The 23731-nt window shown below is 51.6% G+C and carries 26 protein-coding genes and 1 tRNA gene; 12 read left to right on the plus strand and 15 right to left on the minus strand.

The features are described 5' to 3' along the window. Positions 1–92: 92 nt before the first annotated feature. The 3 genes from AB4Z33_RS01170 (at position 93) to AB4Z33_RS01180 (ending at position 4227) form a co-directional block, all read left to right on the plus strand. Positions 93–821 carry a response regulator transcription factor gene (locus AB4Z33_RS01170; RefSeq protein ID WP_442048127.1) on the plus strand — a complete coding sequence of 243 codons (729 nt, stop codon included), beginning with the start codon at positions 93–95 and terminating at the stop codon, positions 819–821. Between the two features lie 285 nt (positions 822–1106). Further along, positions 1107–2444: a putative bifunctional diguanylate cyclase/phosphodiesterase gene (locus AB4Z33_RS01175; protein ID WP_442048128.1), complete on the plus strand. Its 1338-nt coding sequence runs from the start codon at positions 1107–1109 to the stop codon at positions 2442–2444. 46 nt (positions 2445–2490) lie between these two features. Next, complete coding sequence (locus AB4Z33_RS01180) at positions 2491–4227, plus strand: methyl-accepting chemotaxis protein (RefSeq protein WP_442048129.1); 1737 nt, start codon at positions 2491–2493, stop codon at positions 4225–4227. A gap of 312 nt (positions 4228–4539) precedes the next feature. Here the strand turns inward: AB4Z33_RS01180 and AB4Z33_RS01185 are convergent, their stop codons facing one another. Next, a complete protein-coding gene (locus AB4Z33_RS01185; protein WP_442048130.1) occupies positions 4540–4758 on the minus strand; it encodes a hypothetical protein in 219 nt (72 codons plus the stop codon). A 527-nt stretch (positions 4759–5285) separates the two neighbouring features. On the opposite strand from AB4Z33_RS01185, the gene AB4Z33_RS01190 reads away from it, so the two are divergent. Further along, positions 5286–6197: a serine/threonine protein kinase gene (locus tag AB4Z33_RS01190; RefSeq protein ID WP_442048131.1), complete on the plus strand. Its 912-nt coding sequence runs from the start codon at positions 5286–5288 to the stop codon at positions 6195–6197. On the opposite strand, the gene AB4Z33_RS01195 is transcribed toward AB4Z33_RS01190, so the two are convergent. The 3 genes from AB4Z33_RS01195 to AB4Z33_RS01205 all read right to left on the minus strand — a co-directional run bounded on the left by AB4Z33_RS01195 (position 6163) and on the right by AB4Z33_RS01205 (position 8273). Further along, positions 6163–6798 (minus strand): TraX family protein, encoded by a 636-nt coding sequence (locus AB4Z33_RS01195; RefSeq protein WP_442048132.1) that lies wholly within the window; start codon positions 6796–6798, stop codon positions 6163–6165. The two genes, AB4Z33_RS01190 and AB4Z33_RS01195, sit on opposite strands and share 35 nt — an antisense overlap. Positions 6799–6939: 141 nt before the next feature. Next, complete coding sequence (locus AB4Z33_RS01200; protein ID WP_442048133.1) at positions 6940–7836, minus strand: manganese catalase family protein; 897 nt, start codon at positions 7834–7836, stop codon at positions 6940–6942. Between the two features lie 134 nt (positions 7837–7970). Beyond that, positions 7971–8273, minus strand: coding sequence for a hypothetical protein (locus tag AB4Z33_RS01205; RefSeq protein WP_442048134.1), 303 nt, complete (start codon positions 8271–8273; stop codon positions 7971–7973). Positions 8274–8576: 303 nt separating this feature from the next. On the opposite strand from AB4Z33_RS01205, the gene AB4Z33_RS01210 reads away from it, so the two are divergent. Beyond that, positions 8577–8648: transfer RNA gene (locus AB4Z33_RS01210), tRNA-Thr, on the plus strand. Positions 8649–9240: 592 nt separating this feature from the next. On the opposite strand, the gene AB4Z33_RS01215 is transcribed toward AB4Z33_RS01210, so the two are convergent. From AB4Z33_RS01215 to mscL, 3 genes are all read right to left on the minus strand, one after another. Further along, positions 9241–9378, minus strand: coding sequence for a hypothetical protein (locus AB4Z33_RS01215; RefSeq protein WP_442048135.1), 138 nt, complete (start codon positions 9376–9378; stop codon positions 9241–9243). Between the two features lie 91 nt (positions 9379–9469). Continuing rightward, positions 9470–10105 (minus strand): NUDIX hydrolase, encoded by a 636-nt coding sequence (locus tag AB4Z33_RS01220; RefSeq protein WP_442048136.1) that lies wholly within the window; start codon positions 10103–10105, stop codon positions 9470–9472. Further along, positions 10098–10529 (minus strand): large-conductance mechanosensitive channel protein MscL, encoded by a 432-nt coding sequence (mscL, locus tag AB4Z33_RS01225; protein ID WP_442048244.1) that lies wholly within the window; start codon positions 10527–10529, stop codon positions 10098–10100. Before mscL ends, AB4Z33_RS01220 begins: the two co-directional genes overlap by 8 nt. 327 nt (positions 10530–10856) lie before the next feature. Between mscL and AB4Z33_RS01230 the strand changes: the two genes are divergently transcribed. The 3 genes from AB4Z33_RS01230 to AB4Z33_RS01240 all read left to right on the plus strand — a co-directional run bounded on the left by AB4Z33_RS01230 (position 10857) and on the right by AB4Z33_RS01240 (position 14227). Further along, on the plus strand, positions 10857–11627 hold the full coding sequence (locus AB4Z33_RS01230; RefSeq protein WP_442048137.1) for a sporulation protein: 771 nt from the start codon (positions 10857–10859) through the stop codon (positions 11625–11627). A gap of 447 nt (positions 11628–12074) precedes the next feature. Continuing rightward, a complete protein-coding gene (locus AB4Z33_RS01235) occupies positions 12075–13184 on the plus strand; it encodes a DNA alkylation repair protein (protein ID WP_442048138.1) in 1110 nt (369 codons plus the stop codon). Positions 13185–13186: 2 nt separating this feature from the next. Continuing rightward, positions 13187–14227, plus strand: coding sequence for an FUSC family protein (locus AB4Z33_RS01240; RefSeq protein ID WP_442048139.1), 1041 nt, complete (start codon positions 13187–13189; stop codon positions 14225–14227). A 63-nt stretch (positions 14228–14290) separates the two neighbouring features. Here AB4Z33_RS01240 and AB4Z33_RS01245 read toward each other — a convergent pair whose 3' ends face one another. The 6 genes from AB4Z33_RS01245 to AB4Z33_RS01270 all read right to left on the minus strand — a co-directional run bounded on the left by AB4Z33_RS01245 (position 14291) and on the right by AB4Z33_RS01270 (position 18216). After that, positions 14291–14587 carry a transposase gene (locus AB4Z33_RS01245; RefSeq protein WP_442048140.1) on the minus strand — a complete coding sequence of 99 codons (297 nt, stop codon included), beginning with the start codon at positions 14585–14587 and terminating at the stop codon, positions 14291–14293. 24 nt (positions 14588–14611) lie between these two features. Continuing rightward, on the minus strand, positions 14612–14755 hold the full coding sequence (locus AB4Z33_RS01250) for a hypothetical protein (protein ID WP_442048141.1): 144 nt from the start codon (positions 14753–14755) through the stop codon (positions 14612–14614). A gap of 79 nt (positions 14756–14834) precedes the next feature. Continuing rightward, a complete protein-coding gene (locus AB4Z33_RS01255) occupies positions 14835–15197 on the minus strand; it encodes a hypothetical protein (RefSeq protein WP_442048142.1) in 363 nt (120 codons plus the stop codon). A gap of 19 nt (positions 15198–15216) precedes the next feature. Further along, the gene (locus AB4Z33_RS01260; RefSeq protein ID WP_442048143.1) at positions 15217–15822 is read right to left on the minus strand and encodes a TVP38/TMEM64 family protein; all 606 of its coding nucleotides are present in this window, start codon (positions 15820–15822) and stop codon (positions 15217–15219) included. Between the two features lie 14 nt (positions 15823–15836). After that, on the minus strand, positions 15837–17030 hold the full coding sequence (locus tag AB4Z33_RS01265; RefSeq protein ID WP_442048144.1) for an MFS transporter: 1194 nt from the start codon (positions 17028–17030) through the stop codon (positions 15837–15839). A 16-nt stretch (positions 17031–17046) separates the two neighbouring features. Beyond that, positions 17047–18216 (minus strand): MGDG synthase family glycosyltransferase, encoded by a 1170-nt coding sequence (locus tag AB4Z33_RS01270; RefSeq protein ID WP_442048145.1) that lies wholly within the window; start codon positions 18214–18216, stop codon positions 17047–17049. Between the two features lie 133 nt (positions 18217–18349). Between AB4Z33_RS01270 and AB4Z33_RS01275 the strand changes: the two genes are divergently transcribed. Further along, a complete protein-coding gene (locus AB4Z33_RS01275; protein ID WP_337104068.1) occupies positions 18350–19327 on the plus strand; it encodes an aldo/keto reductase in 978 nt (325 codons plus the stop codon). Between the two features lie 93 nt (positions 19328–19420). On the opposite strand, the gene ilvA is transcribed toward AB4Z33_RS01275, so the two are convergent. Continuing rightward, positions 19421–20689 carry a threonine ammonia-lyase IlvA gene (gene ilvA / locus AB4Z33_RS01280; protein WP_442048146.1) on the minus strand — a complete coding sequence of 423 codons (1269 nt, stop codon included), beginning with the start codon at positions 20687–20689 and terminating at the stop codon, positions 19421–19423. A gap of 114 nt (positions 20690–20803) precedes the next feature. Here ilvA and AB4Z33_RS01285 point away from each other — a divergent pair, with 114 nt between their 5' ends. Then, positions 20804–21367 (plus strand): hypothetical protein, encoded by a 564-nt coding sequence (locus AB4Z33_RS01285; RefSeq protein ID WP_442048147.1) that lies wholly within the window; start codon positions 20804–20806, stop codon positions 21365–21367. A 56-nt stretch (positions 21368–21423) separates the two neighbouring features. On the opposite strand, the gene AB4Z33_RS01290 is transcribed toward AB4Z33_RS01285, so the two are convergent. Next, positions 21424–22275 (minus strand): exosporium glycoprotein BclB-related protein, encoded by an 852-nt coding sequence (locus AB4Z33_RS01290; RefSeq protein WP_442048148.1) that lies wholly within the window; start codon positions 22273–22275, stop codon positions 21424–21426. A 396-nt stretch (positions 22276–22671) separates the two neighbouring features. Here AB4Z33_RS01290 and AB4Z33_RS01295 point away from each other — a divergent pair, with 396 nt between their 5' ends. Both AB4Z33_RS01295 and AB4Z33_RS01300 read left to right on the plus strand, forming a co-directional pair. After that, positions 22672–22854, plus strand: a complete 183-nt coding sequence (locus AB4Z33_RS01295; RefSeq protein WP_442048149.1) for a hypothetical protein — start codon at positions 22672–22674, stop codon at positions 22852–22854. Positions 22855–22913: 59 nt separating this feature from the next. Further along, positions 22914–23717 (plus strand): hypothetical protein, encoded by an 804-nt coding sequence (locus AB4Z33_RS01300; RefSeq protein ID WP_442048150.1) that lies wholly within the window; start codon positions 22914–22916, stop codon positions 23715–23717. The last annotated feature ends 14 nt before the right edge of the window (positions 23718–23731 follow it).

Genomic DNA, 23731 nt, shown 5'->3' on the forward strand with positions numbered 1-23731 from the left:
AACAAGTTATTGTCCAGATATAATTGGTATTGTATAGTAGAGTTACAAAATATATTCGACAGAAATCTTCAATCCTGAAAAAGGGTGACGACATGTATAAAGTTCTAGTTATTGAAGATGATGTCATGATGAGTGATATGTTGTCTATGTATTTGTCGGAGGAAGGCTACTCCGTTGCGCAGGCGTATCGCGCCGACGATGGGATTAAGCTGGCAGCAGAGTTCGACCCTGATCTTGTGCTGCTCGATCTTATGCTCCCCGACCTAGACRGCATGGAAGTGTGCGCTGTTATTCGCAAACGGTCTAATGTGCCTATTATGATCCTATCGATGAAGAGCGAGGTGTCTGAGCGTGTACAGGCACTCAAAGCGGGGGCTGACGACTATATGTGCAAGCCCTTCAGCATGCACGAAATGACGGCAAGGGTGGAAGCGTTAATCAGGCGTTCACAGACGACGATATCCGAGACTGTGATGCAGGTAGCTGCAACGAGCGAGATTGCCCTCGACCTTGATCCGATTCAATTGGATTTTGAGAGAAGACTGCTGCTCGTGCGAGGGCAACTGGTGGAGACGACTTTTTCCGAGTATGAACTGATGAAGCTGTTTTTGGCTTATCCAGGCAAAGTGTTCAGCAGGGAAGAACTGATTAACACGATTCGAGGCTTCGACTCCTTCGTTACCGATCGCGCCATAGACGTACACATAGTCAATCTTCGGAAGAAGATTGAGCAGAACCCGAAGGAGCCGCGTCTCATTCGAACCGTATGGGGATTTGGTTACAAATACACGGCAGATCACTCGAACATAGGCAAGGAATAAGTTCCCATCTTCTACTAATCACCGAGACTTAATTAGCAAAGAAACCATTCCGCGATTCTAGCGGGTGGTTTCTTTTTTTTATCAACATAGTTATTTTTGCTCAAGGGCTATTAGCATGCGGATGGTTATTCGATAGCAGCGGAGGACCTATTGGAATAAGTCGTTAGGCCTGCCTCTGTGTTTGTTAAAATATCTAACGAAACTCTAAACCCTTCCCATAAATTTCCCTAATAGTTATATGGCAAGATTGCCTTAACGAAAAAAATGTTGAGGCGGTGACACTGGATGGAGGCATTAACCGGTTTATCTGGACGCAAGGAAGCATTTGCGCAACTGGAATCAGCTGTTCATCTTGCTCGAGTGGCAGACAATAGATTGCTTATTTCACTTGTCGATCTGGATCGGTTTTATCGGTTAAATGAAACAAGAGGACATGAATTTGGCGACGACGTGCTTGGCATCGTTGGGAATCGGCTGTTAGAAACAGGAATTGCTCCTACAACAGTGTGCAGAATCGGAGGTAATACGTACATGGTGGCTATGCAACTTGCACAAGGTACGGATACTTGTCTACATGCTGTGGAAGCAATCAAGCACGCAGTCGAACTCCCAATCGAGGAGAATGGGACTGAGTTATATCTGACCTCCAGCATAGGCGCTGCCATATTCCCGGAGGACGGGCTAGCGAGCGAACAACTCGTATGCCGTGCAGAATCCGCACTCCATCAGTCGAAGAATGAAGGCGGCAATCGCACACAATTTTACAACTCGGACAATACAGATAGATTGCAACGCAGAATTGACATTGAGGCGTCGCTCAGACCGGCATTGTATATGAGGCAGTTTTACTTGGCCTATCAGCCTATCTTCCGTTTAGAGGATGGCAAGATGAGAGGTTTCGAGACGCTCATTCGCTGGAAGCATCCCGAGCTTGGTACGATTAGCCCAGCGGAGTTTATTCCAATTGCCGAACATAACGGGCTTATTGTGCCGATTGGTGAATGGGTGCTTCGCGAAGCGTGCAAGAGACTTGCCGGCATGCACAAATACGGCTTGGGACCGCTCATCATGTCCGTGAATATATCGCCGGTGCAGCTTCAAGATCCAACGTTTCCGCAGACTGTGCTTCATATTCTTGACGAATACAAAATCCAATACAGCTCGATTGAGCTGGAAATTACGGAGAACGTGACGCTGAAGCATTCTGATACGGTGCTGTCCTCCTTAAGCAAGTTGCGCGGTGCAGGCGTGCGTATCGCGCTGGATGATTTCGGCACGGGCTATTCCTCCCTCAGCAATCTCAAACAGCTTCCGATTCATTGCTTGAAAATCGATAAATCATTCATTAAAGCGATCGATCTGCCAAGCGCGGAGAGATTAATCGTAGAGTCTCTGATTGAGCTTGTTCATAAGCTTGGCCTTGAGGTTATAGCTGAAGGCGTCGAGTACAGAGAGCAATACGATTTGCTTAAGTCTTGGGGCTGCGACTACGTTCAGGGATTCCTGTTCGGCAAGCCTATGGAGCCTGAGCAGCTCGATCTATCGATGATCAAGACAAATGACAAACAAGATCTACCATTTGGCGAGGGAGATGTACATGTTGAAGCAGGGGCTATCAAATAAGACAAAAGGTATTTTGAAGGGGAGGTTTCCTATTCGGGGCAAGCTCATGATGTTATGCTTGTCTTTGCTTCTCGTACCAAGCGTTATCGTATCGGTATTAAGCTATCAGGCTGCAACCGATGCATTGAACCATAACGGCGAGGTCATTCTTGAAAATAATGTCAAAAGCACGATACAGTTGATCGCCATGCTGGACGCGCAAGTTAAGGCTGGCGTAGTTGAGAAGGCAGGCGCCGAAGAATTCGTCCGCATGACGATGCTGGGGCCAAAAGGCGAGGATGGCAAACGGCCGATTAATAAAGCGATTGATCTTGGCGAAAGCGGCTATCCGTTCATTATCGATGATAACGGCCTGACGCTGGCGCATCCTTCGATGGAAGGAACGAGCCTTGACGGACTTGAGAATAACAAAGGCGAGCTCGTCCTTGATACCGTGAACCATCTGCCGGTTACCGACGCCTTCGTTGAGACGGCAAAATCCGGCGGTGGTTTCGTATATTACGATTGGCAATTGCCGGGACAGACGGATAAGTACGCATCCAAGGTTACATACATAGAGAAAGATCCGAACTGGGGCTGGAATATAGCGGCCGGCACCTATATGCAAGATTTCAACAGCGGTGCAAGCAAGATTATTAAAGTAACGATTATTACGCTCATCATTACGAGCCTTCTAGGAGTAGCGGCGGCCAGCTTGTTTACGATTAGATTGACGAAGCCGATCAAGCAAGTGTCACAGCGCGCGTCTGAAGTCGCGAAGGGCAACTTGAAATTAGAGCCTATCGTTTGCAAGAGCGGAGATGAGCTTGAAGCGCTCGCAGGCAGCTTCAATGAAATGGTCGTACAACTGAAGGGCCTCGTCGTCGAGGTTGGTCGGAGCGTCGATCAAGTGGCTGCGTCGTCGGAAGAGCTGATGGCAAGCGGTGAGCAGACGAGTCAAGCAAGCGAGCATATCGCTAATACGGTTCAGCAGGTTGCCGAGGGTGCTGAGAAGCAGTCGGTAAGCGCAGAGGAAAGCTATCAAGTCATTCACGATATGTCGGCTAGCATTCAGCAGATCGCATCCAGTACCGAACAAGCTTCCCATGCGGCCAAATACACGTCGGAGCGTGCGACTGCGGGCAACGATACGCTGGAGCAGGCGGTTACACAGATGGAGTCGATTCAACATTCCTTCAACAGTCTTGCCGTGGCAGTGCGTGGATTAGGTGCGAGGTCGCATGAAATTGGCAGAATGGTTGAGGTAATAACCGACATATCCGCTCAGACGAATCTTCTGGCGCTTAATGCTTCCATAGAGGCGGCTAGAGCGGGCGAGCATGGCAAAGGTTTTGCCGTTGTGGCGGGCGAGGTAAGGAAGCTTGCTGAACAGACGAAAGCGTCCAGCGGTCAAATCGCGACTGTGATTCATGCGATTGGCATCGAAACAGAGCAGGTTGTCAAAGCAATGGATGAGGCAGGCGAAGTAGTAACGCACGGTATCGTCGTTGTCGAAAATGCCGGCGAGATGTTCGATTCAATCCGCGTAGAGGTGCTTCAGGTAGCTCAGCAGATCGATGAGGTTTCCGTAGCGGCTGGTAGTATTGCGGCCGGGACAGAGCAGGTAATGCAGTCCATCAAAGAGGTTGCAAGAGTCGCTGTAGAAGGCGCATCCGGCTCCCAGTCGGTCGCAGCGGCAGCGCAGGAGCAGACGGCTTCGATGGAAGAGATCGCGGCTGCCTCAACGATGCTGGCGCGAATGGCCGAGGATTTGCAGCTTCAAATCAATCGATTCCAAGTGTAGTTTCAATAGGGCTGTCCAGCCGGCGATTGCTTGCCTGCTTGGACGGCTTTTTGCGTTCCTGGGCAAATACGCGCCTAGTCTCGTGACACGCCGAAGTAGTGCTGTAAGGGCATATGTGCGCTAATGGGGAGTAACAAGTGTGTGATTGGTCAGTGTAAGAGAGCATATGTGCTTACAGGCTTCAATGGGCTGGATGGAACGCAAAGAAACCGCCTTGGCGTCGGCGGCTTTCGCGGATTCGGCATGATATGAAAGAGAGATGATGACATGAAATGCGGTTAATTATAAAGGGTATAAAGTATTGTGAAAATGTTAAGAAACTTCCAAATAAAGCTTTGTGCCGTCCGTGTATTGGAAGATAGCGACGTCGCGTACCATTTCGACGGATTTGATCCGTCTCCACTTTTTGCGGAAGTCGAAATCGAGCTCCATTTGGTGCAATTTATGGTTGAGCTGTTCTACCAATGCTGATTGTTCGTTAGGATAATAGACGGGAACAGAACGTTTTTTGAAGTTAATGATTCGCATCATAACCTCGAACACCTCCGATCATTTTTTCCCATTCTAACGTACAATTTTTAGCGCCTTATGAAACTGCCGTGAGGATTTTGTTTACTTTGCTCATACTTTCCTAATACATTTACGAGCTGGAAAAGCTGCTATATTTTTTCTTATAATAGCCATGCCCGTAATGGCGCTGACTTGGCGGTGGATAGTGCGGTGGACGGTTATGACTTCTTCTATGGTCGCTGCTGCTGTAGTGGTGATGCCTATGGTTTTTTCGGCCGATGAGGGAGTAAAACAAACGCTTTAGCAAATGTCTAATCATCGTTATGACCTCCTGTTCATCCATTTGAAAAGTAGTACGGCGGGGCTGCTCCGAAGTTTCTTGCGAATGGCGGTTTTCTCCTCGACAACAAAAAATAGGCGATGTAAGCTGAGCTTACGGCATATATATAGGCTAACGCATACGCTTACGAAGTAAGTTTGCTACGCAAACTTAAGCACACGCTTACGAAGTAGGTTTGCATTYGCAAACCTTTAAGGAGGGAGTCACCATGCTGCATTCAATCGCTCACAAATGGAGAGAGATGCTTAATCATTGGCGAGATTATCCGCTCCGCGAAGGGAAGAAGTGGAAGGGACGCTACCTTATCGAGCGGTTCCTCGGAATGGGAAGCTACGGTCAGGCATATGCCTGCCTTGATTTGCAGAGCGGTCAATCCGTATTGCTGAAGCGCAGCAAGCCGAGCAAAGGGGAGCTGGGCAGGCGGCTGCTGGAGCGGGAAAGCTTTATTTTGCAGGAGCTGCTGCATCCCCAAATTCCGCGATGGTACGGCTTCGAGAGAATGGCGGGTGAAGACGGCCTCATTATGGAGCTCATCTACGGCAGTTGCCTGGAGGACGAGTTGCAGGAGCACGGCCGCACCTATTCGGCGCTTGAGGCGTTGTGCGTATTGCAAAATCTGCTTCAGCCGCTTAAAGAGCTGCACCGAATGGGGTTCGTGCATCGTGACGTCCGTGTACCGAATGTGCTGTATAAGCAAGGTGTCATGTATTTGATCGACTACGGCTTAGCCTGCCGCATCGGAGAAGAGCTCCCTCAGGAGCTGCGTGAACAGCTTAAGGAGGTAACGACGGGAGATAAGGCGGCGTCCGGCAGTTGGGCGGCCGTGAAGCGGCGAATGCGTGAGCCGAACCCAACGAGCGACCTGTACGGTCTCGGTCATCTGTTCCTCTTCTTGATGTACGCCGGCTTCGAGGCGACAGACGATCTCGAGGAACGCGGCTGGGAGGAGGAGCTGGCGCTTCCCGCGCAAGTCATATCCTTCATTCGCAAGCTGCTTACGTCAGGAGAGGACGGCTATCTATCAGCGGAGCAGTGTGAACAGGAATTAGTGCAGCTCATTGCAGCGCTTAGAGGGCCAAGCAACGTCATCCGGAAGTTAACAAGTAGTAGGCGGCGGTAAGCAGCAGAAGGTGGAGCGGGTAGAAACTTCGCCAAACGATACGCGGTATTTTGATCCGATCGGCGGCTTGAACGAATTCGGGCAAGTAGACGAGCAGCATCGTCGAAGCAAGACTGAATAGTTGAATATACCAGCCCTTATAAAATACGAAGATCGCATTTAGGGCAAAATGCCAAGCTATCATCCAATAAGGAGACGAGTAGCGATATAGGATTACTAGTAATAGGCAATAAGCGCCATAGCTGAAGGGTGATAGCTCAACGAGCAGGATAGCTGATGCAATGACGGCGATCTGCGCAGGCAGCTTTCCCTTCCATCGATCCAAAAGCATGAGCAGCAGCAAGCTGATGAATAACGTGCCGACCGTATTGACTTCCGCTTGCTTGAACAGCATCATATAAGGAATTTGAGAGAGTAGAGCGATAAGTCCGGTACGCTGCAAATAACGATTCACGCTGCGGGTGCGGAAGTAGCCAATCACAAGCGCATAGGCATAGAAGGGCAACGCTAGTCTGCCTAACATCCGCCATTTGGAGTCGTCTGGAAACCAGACGATGCCGATATGATCGATTAACATGGTCAGCATAGCTAAAAATTGCATGGAAACCACCTTTGAACTAAGGTTTTTCCCAGTATAGCATAACCTTGATCGGAATAGAGGGGTTAGAAAAGCCCCCAGCTTCGGCAGTTGGAAGCGGGAGGCTGCGAATCCTATGGAATCTGATCAACGAGCGGACAAGGTTCACAGCCCGGCGTTTTTCTGCAGCCGTCTAGCAATTTCCCGGAAGTCCTCGGCTGAGATACCTGGCGCGAATTCTTCTGGGATGGGTGCTAGATCAGGCATAGGCGCCCCTTGCGGAGCTCCTTGAATGACTTCGAGCTGGGCACCGGTTTGCGGGTTCTGTCCGTTCCATATAAGAACAATATCTTTGTAATCGTTCGGGCTGAACGTATACAGCTTGTTGCCAAGCCCCATCGCCTCGAACTTCCGTGCCGCATCGAAAGCGTTATTGCTTAGATCGGGGATCGGAATGAGCTTCTTCACATCCACGCCTGTCGCAATCTCCAGCGCCTTCGCATAGGCAAGTACATGAACCCCGCCGCGTACGAGCAAATATCCGATCATCTCCCGCGCTGTCGGGTGATCGGTCATTTCGTATACACGCATCTTATGCGTCCTGGCACCGCACTCCAGGAAGAAGTTATGCAGCAGGTCCAGCACAAGATTGCCGCTGCTGAACACATTGTCGCCAGTCCATGCTCTGCCCATGGAGTCCCCTGCTAGGGACGTCTGCGCCGTAGCAATGAAGTGATACGTATTTCGCTTATTCACGCCTTCGCTCAGCGGCGTAGAGTCCGGTGAACCAGGCTGGGTGGAGCCGGTCAGCACCATATTGATAGCCGTCGATACGAGCTCGACGTGGCCGAACTCTTCTGCCGTAATGCTGGAGACGAGATCGTAGAAAGGTTTGAGCCGTTTGCGGTCGCGGAAGTTGAACGATTGATACATATAATTGTTCAGCGTCGACATCTCGCCGAATTTGCCCCCGAGCAGCTCTTGTACGGCTGCCGCCGCATTAGCGTCTGCGTAGGGGGAGGGAGGCAGCTCGATTTGAAGCTTATTGATTCTCTCGAACAAGGCAGCGCACACCTCTTTCCGTCACGTATTCCTACCTTGACATGTGTATGACAGAAGTCGTCATCGTAGACCTGCAATCTGACAAAATAGGACACGCATTGTCGAATGGCAGTGAGTGAAGGTGTGCAGTTTAGCTATTTTAAAGCGATAACGAGCAAGTCGAATAGGAGCAGAGGAAGGACGGTATGGAATGGACTGTGGAACACACGAGGATCGTGCATGGTGCACTGCAAATGAACAAAGCACGGGTCAACATGTATAATGACGCCCTCGTAGCAACGGCCATCGGACATTTTGATACAGACGTATTTATGCATATGGCTGCCGCATAGGCGCATGACCTTGTCTCGAATATCGTTAACCGTCGCGGTATGCGCCTTATCGGCTTTGTAGACGATTGTATTGCTTGCCGCCGCTTGCTGTTTTTTGTCGGACAAGGAATGACCCCCATTCGAATCGATTTGTCATATAAGTATGCGCTCGGCCGGCATGTCATGCAGACAGGAAGCGAAAGCTCGGACGAAAAATCGACACAATTTAGGAAGCGAAAACCAGCTGCAAATCTATTGACTTTTGTTCAGAAAATTATTATTCTAATAAAGGTCTTTCTTGAAATTGCGAGGTGAAACGGATAACGCCGTCCTTTGGTGGCTAGGCGCGTTTCATTCCGGTGAAATATAAGCCTGTTTATAAGTCGGAAAACTTATAAAGTCTTATATTTTGAGAAAAACAAATGATTTGCTGATGTAGCTCAGGGGTAGAGCAACGCACTCGTAATGCGTAGGCCGGGGGTTCAATTCCCTTCATCAGCATACCTCTTAGTGCGAAGGAGTCTTCTGCGATTAACGCAGGGGGCTTTTTTTATTTTCCGGCAGATGCCGTTCGATTAGACTATTTTTTGATCAGATCGCCAAGGAATCCGAGAAGTTCGGTCATGAAATTGAAAAACGGTCCAAGCCAGTTCCCGCGCCTTCTTTTTGCTCTTCTTGCCATATGTATCCTCCTTCTATGTATCGCTTTTCTAATGACGACAGTCACGGCCGCCGCTTCGGGCGCATACCTTATTACAGCAAAAATGAGCTGGGATAAACGATTTCCTGAGCAGCGAGGAGTGACAATATGCCGCGCATACCGAATTTCCCTCCGGCATTGCTGGAGGAGCATCGCATATGGCATCATACGAACCATTTGGCGCCCGGTTCCATGCCGCCGCCAGGTTACGGGGAACGGTTTCTGCGATTTCACCGCGACTATATTAATCGGGTTGCCGGCTGGTATGCCAGCCAGGGCTACGATACGAGAGCGATTGCAGGATGGAACGGAATACCTGACGCCATTAGGCGTGCGCCTTGCTACAATGCGGAAGCTGAACAGCGCGTTACGTATCAGCCGCAATCGTTCCGATCAGCCGATGAGCTGGGCAGCTTCATCGAGATGAACCTGCACGGCTGCCTGCATCCAATGGCAGCGCAGCTGTGGAACAACCCGGAGCTGAACGACTTCGATCTGGCGCCGCGCAATACGGAATTTTATAATATTCATTTTTTGATTGACGGATGGTTTCAGAATTGGGAGCGGGCATGGGGAATGCGCGATTCGGACTCGAATCGCGCGGAAGTGAAGAAAGCTCGCTCTACGTGCAATTGCGGAGCGAGCGAAGGACGTTCGTATAATAAGAAAGCTCGCGCGGAACGAACTGATCTGCTTTCACTACAACATGGGAAGCCAGCAGCGGACCGCCGCCAGGAGGCAGCGCCACGCCAGTCGCCGGCAGCTCTGTCAGCGAGCCCTCGAACAAAGCAAGCAGCATCTCCAGGTCGGCCTCATACACCCCGGCCACTTCTTCGGGCTGCAGCCGAAGTTCGCTCAGAGGCGTCTCGCACACGAGCCCGAATACATCGCTGACCTCACGGTCGATGAACGGAACACCGTTCACGATGCCCTCGCATTGCTCGCGTACCTGACCGAGCGGGATGAGCTGCTCGAGAGGAGCTTGAACGCCAAGCTCCTCATCCAGCTCGCGCACCGCTTCCGCGAGCGTCTCTCCTGCCGTTAGATGACCGGCTGCCGTTATATCGTAGCAGCTTGGGTTCGTATCCTTCGTCGCTTGCCGAAGCTGGAAGCGGACGAAGCGGTTGTCGCCTTCGCGGCGAGTCAGCCAGCAATGGATCGAGCGATGCCAATAGCCCCTCGCATGCGTTTCGGATCGTGTTGCCGTGCCGAGCGGATTCATCTCTTCGTCATAGATGTCGAACAGCTCATCAGCCATGCTGTACAGCCTCCAACTGCGAAGTGCAGTGCTTGCAGCGAGTGGCCTTAATCGGAACCATGGACAAGCAGTACGGGCACTCCTTCTCCGTTGGCGCAGCAGGCGCTTCATCCTTTTTCTTCTCCGTACGCCGTAGAACATTAATGACCTTAACCAGCATGAAAATACAGAATGCAACGATTAGGAAGTCAATAAGTACGTTGATGAATTGCCCGTAGGCGATGACTGGTGCGACGAAATCGGCAGGTTTATCATCGAGTTGCTCTTTCGTATACAGCGGAATCTTCAAATGCTTGAAATCAACCCCGCCCAATACTCTTCCAATCGGCGGCATAATGACATCGTTGACAAGCGACGTAACGATTTTGCCGAACGCTCCCCCTATAATAACACCGACAGCTAGGTCGATAACGTTGCCGCGCATGGCGAACTCTTTGAACTCTTTGACGATTTTCACGTAAGCTTCCTCCTGATCCTATTTAACTATAGTTTGCCCTGAATCTAGCAAATGTATTCTATCATTCTAGCGAAAATGTCCGAAAGTGAAAAGTGCCCTAGAGGACCTTATCACTAAATATAGCGGTCATTCATGTTCGAAGTGCTCACATGGACGATTTTATAATATAATTTACATAAACGGGATGAACGGGAATGAAACCTGTTCCGAACGACGCACGTATAAATCCTCACCATACACATTAGAAGCACCTGGAATGAAAATTGGAAAGCTAATTTATAGGAGGATGTTCACATGTTCAATCGTTTTCTAGCCAGCATCGGGATTGGGAACGCAACGATCGATACGGTATTGGAGAAGCCGCGCTATATGCCGGGCGAGGAGGTTCGCGGTGTCGTCCGTATACGCGGAGGCAACGTGGAGCAGCAGATCGAGACGATTCATCTGTCCGTTATGACACAATATGTTCGCGAGAGCAATGACCAAAAGTACAATCAGAATGCCGAAGTCGGCCGATATCATGTTAGCGCTCCTTTCTTGCTGAAGGCTGGAGAGAATCGCGAGGTGCCTTTCTCGTTCAACCTTCCGCATCAAACGCCGCTTACTTTCGCGCGTACGCCGGTATGGGTGAAGACGGAGCTTGATGTGCGCGGAGGCGTTGATCCTGGCGACAACGACAAGATCGAGGTTGTGCCGACGCCGCAGATGAATACGGTTCTTGAAGCGATGAACCGCCTCGGCTTCCAACTTCGCAAAGCAGACTGTGAGTACGCATCCCGTCTCGGCGGCAAGATGCCGTTCGTACAGGAGATCGAATTCGTGCCTACGACCCAATTCCGCGGCCAGCTGGATGAGGTTGAAGTGATGTTCTTCCCGTCGGATCGCGAGCTAGAGATCGTGCTCCAGATCGACCGCCGCGCGCGCGGGCTTGCAAGCATGTTCGCGGAAGCGATGAACATGGACGAATCATTCGTGCGAGTCAAATATACGAATGAGCAGTTGAATCAAGGAGCAGCGACGGTATCGCATCAGCTCGCTGACATTATTGCTCGTTTCGCTCGTTAATAGCGATCAGAGACCGCAGCCGCAGCCTGGAAGACGTTCCGCTTGGAGCGCCTTCCAGGCTTTTTTTTTACGATTGACCAATCAGCATACGAAAAAAAACACCTTGAACGAAATAACTGGAATTTTTCCCGCTATTACTGAGCTCGCCGACTACTTTTTATCAAATAGATGGAATAACTCCCGTTAAAATCATCTATTTTCAATCAGAAGGGGTCATATCACTGAAATTAACTGGAGTAATTCCAGTTATTCTACATTTCCGTTTGGAATCCAAATAAATAACTGGAGTAATTCCCTCTATTCCAATACAAAGAAACTTGTATGTTCGTTAATCGAGCCGTCGTAGTTTTTTTGCACGTTCGCCTCGTTTACAGCGTAGGCTTGTGTCATTTGCTGCGGACAAACGGTATAATTCATCATAGTAGAGCAATAAGGGAGGAGAACCATTTGGCAGAACCGTTAAAAGCGTTATACGACGGATTATTTATTGAACAATTCGCCGCTAAGGTGAAGGAGGCGTGGCAGCCTTTCAACGAGCGCTCCTTCGCAGAACGGGTGCGCGGCGGAGAGTGGGAGCGTCTCGAGCTGAAGGCGCGGGCAAGAGCGATTACGCTGGCGCTTGGGGCAGAGCTGCCGAGCAAGTATGAAGAAGCGATAGCCGTATTGTTCCAGATCGATGAGCAATGCTCGGGCTTGCCTTATATTTTCTTCCCTGATTTCGTAGAGGTGTACGGACTCGAACAGCCCGATTGGGAGCTATCGTTCGCGGCGCTCGCAAGATTCACGCGGCGTTCGACCGCGGAGTTCGCTATTCGGACATTCATTCTGACCGATCAAGAGCGTACGCTTGCCCAAATGCATGCGTGGGCAGACGATTCGAATGAGCATCTAAGAAGGCTGGCAAGCGAAGGTATAAGACCGCGTCTGCCATGGGCGCAGGCGCTTCCGCTGTTTAAGCGCGATCCATCGCCGATCCTGCCGATCCTGGAGAAGCTGAAGCAGGATCCGTCGCTGTATGTGCGCAAGAGCGTGGCCAATAACCTGAACGATATCGCCAAGGACCATCCGGAGCTAGTCATAGAGCTGGCGGAGAGATGGCATGGAGAGCATGAATGGACGGACTGGATCGTCAGACATGGCTGCCGTACGTTGATCAAGCGCGCAGAGCCGCGCGTCATGCAACTGTTCGGTTACTCGGCCGCCGCAGATGAAGAGACGCTATTCACATCGGCGACGCTTAACGTAGATCCGTCCGAAGTGGCGATCGGCGGGGAAGTACAGCTGAGCTACAAGGTGCAGCTTCGCGATACCGCGCGGACGAAGGTGCGAATAGAGTACGGAATCGACTTCGTGAAGTCGGGCGGGAAAACGTCGCAGAAAAGATTTCTTTTGTCGGACAAGGAATACGCCGGCGGAGCTGTCGCTTCAGGGACGAGGACGCATCGATTCGCCGATCTGACGACACGAAAGCATTATGAAGGCGTTCATCGGTTAACCTTATGGGTGAACGGCGTTCAGGCAGCGAGCAGCGAGCTGCTCGTGAAAGGGGAAGTATAGTGGTGACTATTGGAGGAAGAGTGCTTAAGACGGGCATGGCCGTCGCGCTCTCGATCTACTTAAGCAGCCTCTTTGGCTTTGTGACGCCGCTTATTGCCGCCGTCGCAGCGATCTTCACGATTCAACCGTCGATCTATCGCTCCTGGCAGCGAGTGGCGGATCAATTGCAGACGAACCTGCTTGGCGCGCTTATCGCGCTTGCGGCTGTCAGATTGTTCGGCCATACGCCGATTGCGGTCGGGCTTGTCAGCATCGTCGTCATTCTCATTAGTATTCGGCTCAAAATGGAAAGTACGATCAGCCTGACGCTCGTCACAGTCGTGGCAATCATGGAGGCGACCGGACAAGGGTGGGATGTGGCGATCGATCGTTTCCTTATGGTTCTTACCGGCATCGGAGCTTCCTTTGCGGTGAACGTACTCGTCTTCCCGCCGCGACCGAAGCGCCAGTTCAATGAGCAGGTAAGTCAGGCCTATACTCAATTATCGTTGCTGCTGCGCACGGCCATATCGAATGAAATGAAGGAGCAGGTGTTCCGCCAAGAGAAGGACAAGCTGCATGGGACGCTGCGCAAGCTGGAAGAGCGCTACCTCGTCTTTGAAGAGGAACGCAAAATATTAGCTCGCACGAAAACCAGCCACGCCCGTAAGCTGCTCGTATCCAAGCAGATGATTAAGACGCTGCAGAAGGGCGCCGATCTGCTCGATGTCGTCGAAGAGCATTACTTCGCCTCGCCGAGCGCGAACGAATGGGCTGCGCGGTTCGACCGTCAGATCGAGGATATGACCAAATACCATGAGCACATCTTATTGAAGCATGAGGAGAAGATAAAACCGAATGCGCAGATTGAACCGGAAGAGGAGCGCGAAGGACGCCTAGTGAAGGACCTGACCGCGTATATTATGGATGATCCGGATGAGAACAAGCGCCTCGTCTTCGTCGCTTCCGCGTTGTTCGAATACGCGTATCACCTGCGCCGATTGGAGAAGCTGATCGAACAGGTGCAGCAGCGCACGGTGTCAGTGGAGGAGAAGGAAGGCTAAAGCTCAGAAAAATGAAGCAGGCTTCAGGCGTCTTGATGACGTTCTAAAGCCTGCTTCTTCTAGTTACTCCTCATCCGTCTTATTGCTGCCTTCGTGACGACGCGGATGCTGCATATGAGCTTCTATGTCGTCGTCATCATCATGCGGTACGAGCCTAGGATCGGTCTTGCCTTGATGATGATTGCTAAAGTCAAGCTCAACCAGCTCCCACTCGGTCGTGCCAAGAATCTCGTCGGCGGGAAATACGTCACCGCGCTTCATCTTCTCTTCGCGGCCCCATTCGTTCTTATAGACGCCGTCTACCTCGACCGGTTCGCCAGAGAGCGGATCCATTGCATTATGCTTCTCATTGTCGCTCATTGCCTAATACCTACCTTCCTATGATCAAAGTCCGTGCTTCGGCACTGCGGCGCGGTCGGCGGTCGATTGCTGTTCACTGGCAGCTTGCTTGCTGGCGAGATGGCGATCCGCTTTCGATTGCGCTTTGCTAGCAGCTACTTGCTGATTGGACGGTTGTGTACCGGACATGGCGGTATCCTCCCTTCGACAGAAGATCATCAACAGTTTGCCACAAAAGGAGGAATTGTATGAGTGCAATAAGGAAGGCTTAGAGCAAGCGGAGATCGCAAGAGGGACAATGGACGTCGTTCTGAGTAACGGTCTCGCCGCAAGCTGGGCAAGGCTCCGAGAAGGAAGCCGCGGGTTTCGTGAGAGGTGACGGTGAGGAAGAAGCGGAAGTTGAGGCGTCGCTCGGCGGGGCAGCTCGAAGATGAGCGGGCGTGCCGAATAACGTCTCGACCATCTCGCGTATTTCGGCATGCTTGTCCTCTCCGCTGGAAGCGATGCGAATGAAGAAGATCATCCCCGCTAGCAGCAGAAACGCCACCAGCAGAACGATTGCCGTGGCGCCGAAGCCGAACCAGGAGAACAGAAGCTGCGTATGCAGTGCCGCTGCTGCCAAGGTTGTCATTTTCGTTCACCTCAACTCATCAGTTAACTTGATAACGCGACTCCAACTTTTTGCCGCCGAACCACATCACGAGAACGGCCGTAATCGTAACGAATATGCGCCAAGGCTCATCGATTAGATTGCCGATATCGAAGCTGATAAGCGATATGCTGAAGATCATGACCGCTTTGCCGAGCAGCGTTGCGAGCATGAACGTCTTGAACGGCACATTGCTTATACCGGATACGACGGTAATGATAATGGAAGGCGTGAACGGAAAGCAGGCAAGCAGGAAGAGAGGCGTGAAGCCGCGATTCTCGACCCAAGTGAAGAAGCGCTCCGACTTCGGGAAGCGGCGCATGACCCAGCCCTTGAATCGTCTTCCGATCTTTCGGCTTATCCAGAATACGCATAATGCACCGGCCGCCGCGCCGATCCAAGAAAATAAGAAGCCGAAGCCTAAACCGTAAATGTTGGCATTGGCAGCTACGATGACGATTAGCGGCAAGAAGGGCAGGAAGGACTCGAGCATCGGCAAGAGCAATCCGGGCAACGGCCCCAGCTGCGAGTAGCTCTCCAGCGTTCGTTGAATTTGATCCAAATCCATATGTTTCAAATAATRCAGCCATTCTTGCCATTCGTTCATAAGTTAACTCCGATCTACTTGTTTGTAGCAGTTCCGCTTGCCCGAAGACCATGGAACGGAAACCATAGGTAAAAGAGGCCGATAAGGCCGAACAGAACGGCGCTGAACCAAACGACGGACGTTTCGCCATTCCAGGTGGCAATCAGTCCCCCGGCTACAGGGCCGATCATGACGCCGATTCCTTCAACGGTGGACAGGATTCCCCAACCAAGCCCCTCCTGCTTCGGCGGCACATAAGCCGCAAGCAGTGCATTCCAGGAAGGGAGTACGGTGGCGTAGGACAATCCGAGCGCCATCGCTATAAGTAAACAATACCAAAAGGATAGTCCCCATGCCAGCATGTACAAAGCGAAGGCGAAGAAACCGAAGCCGAACACGAGAAACCATTTCCTGCCGCCTAGCTTGTCCGACAGCTTGCCCATTGGAATAAGGCCTGCGGCGGCGCATGCGCCGCCGACTGTCAACAGGACGGAATATTGCGTGCCCGATATGCCGAGCCTGTTTTCCGCGAAAGCAGGCAATATCGGAACTAGCATGCTTGCCCCCATTGTCTGCAGGATCATGCCCGGCAGCAGCAGCTTCATTTGGCTCATTCTGCTCTTAAGCACGCCAAGCTGCTCGCGCATCGGCAGAAATTCGCGTTTCTGCGCGCGCTGCTTGCTCATGAACATGGAGAGCAGGCAGGCGAGCACCGATAGGCTGACGAGCAGCGTGTACGTGAACGAAGAGCTGTAATCGAGCAAAATATTGCAAACAATCGGTCCGCTTCCTAGGCCAACGAACCAAATCGTATACAGGAAGCCCATCTGCGTGCCGCGATTTCCCTCGGTTACTTTGGTCAGGCAGACGATCCAGATCGGCGACATGCCGATTCCGTAGATGGCGGCCGCGCCAATGAACATCCAAGGGAGATCGGCGAATTGCAGCAGGTAGACGCCAATAAGCGATATGAAGAGTCCGACTTGCACGATGAGACGCATGGAGAATCGGTCCAGCAAATAGCCGATTGCAATCTTGAGCAGCGTGTCGGTAATGTAGTGAGCGGATATGGCGACGCCAATCACGTCAGGGGAGAGCCCCAGCGTCTTCGCGCCGTAGATCGGCAGCAGGCTGACAAGCACGGCGCCGCGGACGAATTCGACGAAGAACATAATGATGGAGATGAGAGTCATCTCGGCTCCAAACCAGCGGGTTTGTTTTGTCGGCACGGATAAGCTCCTTATATTACAAGATAGAAGCTCTGCCCACTATAGAATGTCTCGCCAAAATATCCGAAACAATGCTGTCCGCTGCCGTATGCGCCGTCTGAAGCTGTTCGATTAATATCCTGCTGTTAGTTAAACGTATCGGATCGTCAATCAGTTTCATAATTTGCGCGCAAAGCTCGGCAGGGTCGCGTGCTATAGTGGCAGCGCCCTTCGACGATAAGTATTTCGCATTCTGTTTCTCTTGTCCGGGAACCGGCCGATAGACGAATATGGGCAGCCTGGCGGCAATCGCCTCGGAGAGCGTGACGCCGCCAGGCTTCGTGACGATGCAGGAAGCGAGCGACATCAGCTCGTGAATCGTATCGATGAAGCCGAACACCCGCAGCCGGCTGGCCTCGGGGTGGAAGGCGAACTGTTCCAGCGCAGCGGCCCTGAGCTGCTCGTTGCGTCCGCAGACGAGCGCGATCTGCAGTCGCGGATGCCGCAGCAGCAGGCTGCAGATGTCCCAGGTATCGGCAAGCGTGCCTTGCGCGCCGGGCATCATTAGGATGACCGGCCGATCAGGGGAGAGACCGTAACGGGCATACAGCATATCCGATGCGTCCAGCATGCGGAAGCTGCGCCTCAGCGGAATGCCGCTCACTTGCACCCGGCTGCCCGGAATGCCGATATGGCCAAGCTCACGCTTCAAGTCATCGGTCGCGACATAATAGCGGTCAATGCTCGGATGCACCCAGCGGCGGTGCAGGTCGAAGTCGGTAATGACGGCATAAGAGGGCGGGTGAAATACCGCCCGACGCCTGCGCGTAATGGGCGGAACGGCCAGCAACGGGAACGTATGAATAACCGCGTCGGGCCGCTCGGCGGCGATGATCCGCCTTATTTTCTCACTGCCGAACGAATGGAGCAGCCCGCCAAGCAGAGAGTTGTGCTTAATCGGCTTCGTAACGTCGTACATCCAGCCATAAAGAGAAGGCATGCGGGTATAGCTTTGTTGATAGAAGCGCCGTGTAACCTCATTGAGCCAAGGGTGCGATTCGGCCATCAGGTCAATCATAGCGGAACGATAATTGCCCCTTTCTTCGAGCGCGCCTTGAATAGCGCGGGACACCTGCAAATGTCCATCACCGTAAGAAGCGTATAGAATCAACAATTTTGGATGCCGATTATAGTCGAAACGAAGCATAGGCACACCTCCTGCCGTTAGTGTAGCGGGCATTTGTCATCTCAGCGTGAACTACGGTTGGTTTCCTTTATATTATTTTTGTATAATGGATTTAATATCCGCCTATCTAAAATTTGAAGGAGCGATAACGAAGATGGAGTATACGAAGCTAGGTCGTTCAGGTCTAAACGTAAGCCGCTTATGTCTCGGTACGATGAACTTTGGAGTAGATACGGACGAAAAGGAATCATTCCGAATTATGGATGCCGCTTTGGAGGCGGGCATTAACTTTTTTGACACCGCTAACATTTACGGCTGGGGTGAAAACTCGGGGCGTACAGAAGAAATCATCGGACGCTGGTTCAAGCAAGGCGATGGCAGACGCGAGCGCACCGTGCTTGCAACGAAAGTATATGGCGATATGCATGACGCCCATGACGGACCTAACCGCGAAGCAGGACTGTCCGCATACAAGATTCGCAGACATTTGGAGAGCTCTCTGAAGCGTCTACAGACCGATCATATAGAGCTTTATCAAATGCATCACGTTGATCGCAGCGTAGATTGGAACGAGCTGTGGAGAGCTTTCGAGAACGCGGAAGCGCAAGGAAAGATTGGCTATGTAGGCTCAAGCAACTTCGCAGGCTGGGATATTGCAGTAGCCCAAGGAGAAGCGAAAGCGAGAGGGCATATCGGCCTTGTATCCGAGCAGCACAAGTACAATCTGCTGTGCAGATTGCCTGAGCTCGAAGTGCTTCCGGCATCGCAGGCGCTTGGCCTCGGCGTAATCCCTTGGAGCCCGCTGGACGGCGGCTTGCTCGCCGGCAACCATCGCCGCAAGGACGGCGGCCGCCGCAGCGGCGACTCGAAGCGCCTGGACCAGCACCGCGAGAAGCTGGACGCGTATGCCAAGTTCTGCGACGAGCTCGGCGAGCCCGAGGATCTTGTATCGCTCGCGTGGCTGCTCGCGAACCCTGCCGTGACGGCGCCGATCATCGGCGTGCGCACGCTCGACCAGTTCAAGCGCTCGCTGCGCGCGGTTGAGATTAAGCTCGACGAGTCGGCGTTGAAGCGCATCGACGAGATCTTCCCTGGCCCTGGCGGCGACGCGCCTCGCGCCTACGCCTGGTAAGATAGCAGCCCCGGAATGCCGAATAGCGCAACAACTTTGCGCTATTAACAAAAGCGCCTCCGCCGCAAGTCGGCGAAGGCGCTAAATAACCAATCAAATCAACAGATTAAACAATACAGGGTCCTTGTTCAACTCGACGAACTGGAAGCCTTTGCGCGACATACGCTCCACGAGCGATGTGTAGTCGTCGCGATGCTTCAGTTCAATACCGACGAGAGCGGGACCATTGTCCTTATTATGCTTCTTCGTGTACTCGAACCTGGTAATATCGTCATTCGGTCCAAGCACTTGGTCTAGAAACTCGCGCAACGCACCGGCCCGCTGAGGGAAGCTCAACATGAAATAATGCTTCAAGCCTTCATAGATGAGCGAACGCTCCTTAATTTCTTGCATTCTGTCGATATCGTTATTGCCGCCGCTAACGATGCATACAACCGTCTTGCCCGCGATCTGATCGCGGAACGCTTCAAGCGCCGCAATCGGAAGCGCGCCGGCAGGTTCGGCGACGATTGCATTCTCGTTGTAAAGGTCGAGCATCGTTGTACATACTCTGCCTTCGGGAATAGCAACGACGTCATCCAGAAGTTCCTTGCATATCGCAAACGTGAGATCGCCTACCCGTTTGACGGCAGCGCCGTCTACGAACTTGTCAATTTGATCGAGCGGCGTAACTTCGCCATGGTCAAGCGAGACGCGAAGAGAAGGGGCGCCTTCGGGCTCGATGCCGATGAGCTTCGTCGTAGGCGATACAATCTTAATATAAGAAGCAACACCCGCCGCCAAGCCGCCGCCGCCGACCGTTAGGAAGACATAATCGGGAACCGAATCGGCGGCTTCCATAATCTCTTGGCCGATCGTTCCGTTGCCTGCGATTATCTTCGCATCGTCGAACGGATGAACGAAGGACATGCCGCTGCGCTCGCTTTCGGCGACCGCTTCTGCGTAAGCGTCATCGAACGTATCGCCGGTCAATATAACCTCGACCTGCGAGCCGCCGAAGAAGGACACTTGGCTCACCTTCTGGCGCGGTGTCGTGCTTGGCATATAGATTTTGCCTGGAATACCGAGCGCCTGACAGGAGTAAGCCACACCCTGAGCGTGATTGCCTGCGCTAGCACAGATAACGCCTTTCTCCAGTGTCTCAGGAGACAGGGAGCGGATAAGATGGTAAGCACCGCGTATTTTGAACGATCGGACGATCTGCAAATCCTCGCGTTTAAGCAGTAGGTTGCAGCCGTAACGCTCGGAGAGCACACGATTGTATTGCAGCGGCGTACGTGTAATGACATCTTTCAAATGCATTTGGGCATGTACAATATCTTCAAGCCCGATGCRGGGTGAAGGTTCAACGTGTTGACTCATAGCGTCCATCCTCTCGATCTGTATGAATATCCATAATTATCGGTCTATTATAGCACCTTCATTGCCGAATGACCGCATTCTCTATCGAAGAAATTGACGAATAGGAGGCAAACCATGCGCAAAGCTCTCAAAAGATTAGCTATCCTAATCGGTATCCTTATACTGCTGCTCGCCTGCGGAGGCTGGTGGCTCGTATCCTACGTCGAGCCGGATGAGGAGCTCACGATGTCGTATGAGGCAATCAGCGTGAAGGACAAGGCGCTCGATATGATCAAGAAGCTGAAGCCGGAGCTTGTACTGACCGAAGCGGATATTAACAACTTGGTCAAAATGCATATGTCCGCGTCCGCCGAGCCGCTCGCTCCGGATACGACACTGGACGGCGCCGCGTTCGATTTGGACGGCGATCGTCTGATTGCAAAGCTGAACGTTACTTACAAGGATCGCTTGCCCGTACAATTGCAGGCGGAGTATAAGCTGGAGTGGCAAGCGCCGAACATCGTGCTGCGGCCTAGGGCGCTGACCGTCAAGGATATCCATTTGCCGCTGCGGATGCTAGAGACGCAAGTCATTCCGCTAGATTTGCCGCAGCAGGACGTTGTGACCGTACAGGATGTCCAGTTCAGCGGCGAGCAGATAAGTATACTTTTCAAGCTGCAACTTAAGCTGAATTTATGATGGAAATAAAGAAAGGCCGACCCCCGAGAGTCGGTCTTTCTTTTATTCTAGTAAAATTAGTTGATCGTAATGCCCGCGCTGCCGAAGCCAGTTGCGGTGAAGAGTTCGATAAGAGCATCGCCTGTAACAGAGTAAACCATCAGCAAGCGAGTAGTAGCCGTTACCGGAACAGCTATAGGAGAAGTGATACCGCTAAACGTGTCGCCGATATTAAGCAGACCAGCAGGTAGAGTCATATTAACGAGGGCGCCTGGAACAGGAGAGAATACGTTATTGGTTAAATCCGTGTTGCTATAGAGCTGCGCAGTTACAGTTGCCACACCCGTGAGCGTGATAGAAACTGTGTTGCTGAACGTAGCGGAGATCGAAGTGATTGTGCCATCGCGAGGAACGGAGAATGCCATATTTGGACCGAGAAGGGCGATATTGGCAAGGCTTGTTAAATCGATTGTTCCACCAATCAAGGATACTCCCGGAAGGGCTATGCCAAAACCGACTAGACTAACGGTTTCTACTAATCCTAAAGCAGAAATTAGAACTACAGGAATACCGGAAGCGTACGGAATGATCGAACCGGTTGTTCCAGGTTCGCCTGTAGCGCCCGTACCGCCGGTAGGTCCGATCAAGCCTTGAATCCCTTGAATGCCTTGTGCGCCAGTAGCGCCAGCAGGTCCGGCAGGTCCTTGCGGTCCAGGAGCACCGGTTGCACCGCTTCCAGCAGGCCCGATTGGGCCGACAGGAMCAGTGAAACCGCGGGGACCTCTACGTCCCGTTGGAGCATTGACTTGAATTTTACCCGTTACGATTTTTTTCTTAATGACGATACAATCATCTTTTTTTCTTTTTGGATGGCAGCCAGAGATTTTAACACTACGTTTTTTCTCATAAAGATTACCCAGATGAAACACCTCCCTAGTATTTGCTCCTATCTTATGCGTGTCTTCTAACAGTGGCTTGGGGAGTTGTCTGCTATGTTAAGAGAATTAGCCTTATTTCTTAAAATTAGTTGTTTGCTAGCCATAGATTCACCTAGAAAAAGTAGAGAAAGTGCCTATCTCCCTTGTTTAGAGGGGGCCGTTGTACGTCAAGTAGAGGTCGAAGTACTCTATCAATTAGGTACATTTGGAGGAGGAGGGCAGATACCGGCGCAGAGCAGAAAAAGTTTGGCAGTTATAGGAAGAAGATGAGGTAGGTGTATTGACACCAAAACTGAGAATGGTTATCATATATACGAAAGTGATAATCATTATCAATAAATCAACACAACAAAAGTTGTTGCGTTAACCAGGCAGGAGGTTTCATGAGTGGGCTTGCTTTACGAGATGGTAACGAATAAACGGGAAATAAGCGTTTTGCTGCATGAGGAGAACCGTATTGCCGGACACGAAGCAGCAATTGCACGGACGCCAAAGGGAGAAGTATCCCTAGAGCATAAACAGGCAGATAACAATAATCCATTGACGCGGAGCGTATACGCGGTTGAATAAATAACGTGAAGCAGCATCAGCACAACAAGCGAACAACTGAGAATAAAGGAGAGAAACGTATGCAAACGGAAAAGAGCAGGCCCTGGAATTGGCTGCTGTTCCCTTTTTCATCGATCAAGGCAGGTCCGGACTTTTTGTACGCGGCTTCGGTTGGTCATGGTATCTACGCGATTGATGCTTCAGAGAAATGGGTGAAGCTGGGGAACGGGATGCCGGAAGGGACATCGGTTAATCGACTGCAATTGCAGCACGACCTGCTTCATGCTTGCACCAGCGACGGCTTGTATGAATGGGATGGAAGCGAGTGGGTGAATGACGGTCTGACAATCCCCTGCTATCAATACCGCCTGATCGGCGGAACTTCCTATGCGGCAACGGAGTACGGGTTGTGGGCGAAAGGAGCGGGGGGCTGGGAGAAAGCGGCTTGCTCGGATAAACGAGTGTACGATTTCATCAACTTACCTCAATATCTTGTTATTGCCAATGAGAGCGGTATTTCGCTATATGATCGCTTTATGGATGATTGGACGCATTTCGAGCTGGAGGCGAGCGTTACAAGCTTGGCCGTATATAGAGGCCATCTAATCGGAACAAGCGATAAAGGCGAGCTGTTAATCGGTGATAAAAAGGGGCGTTTCAATCGGATCCGCTTCGGTAAGCCGTTTATATTCTCCGTGCAAGCCAAAGGAAATGACATTTTTGTATGTACCGATAAGGGATTATTCCGACTTGCTTATATGAGACAGCAGGTGACGCTGCTTTCGGTGAAGCTGGGTTGCCCGGTTACGGACATCGATCTGCAGGGTGACAGTATTTATATGGCGACGTTGTTCCAAGGGATTCAAACGTTGAATAGAGGATAGAAGAAGACGGGAGG

The sequence above is a fragment of the Paenibacillus sp. 2TAB19 genome (assembly GCF_052115185.1).
Lineage (GTDB): Bacteria > Bacillota > Bacilli > Paenibacillales > Paenibacillaceae > Pristimantibacillus.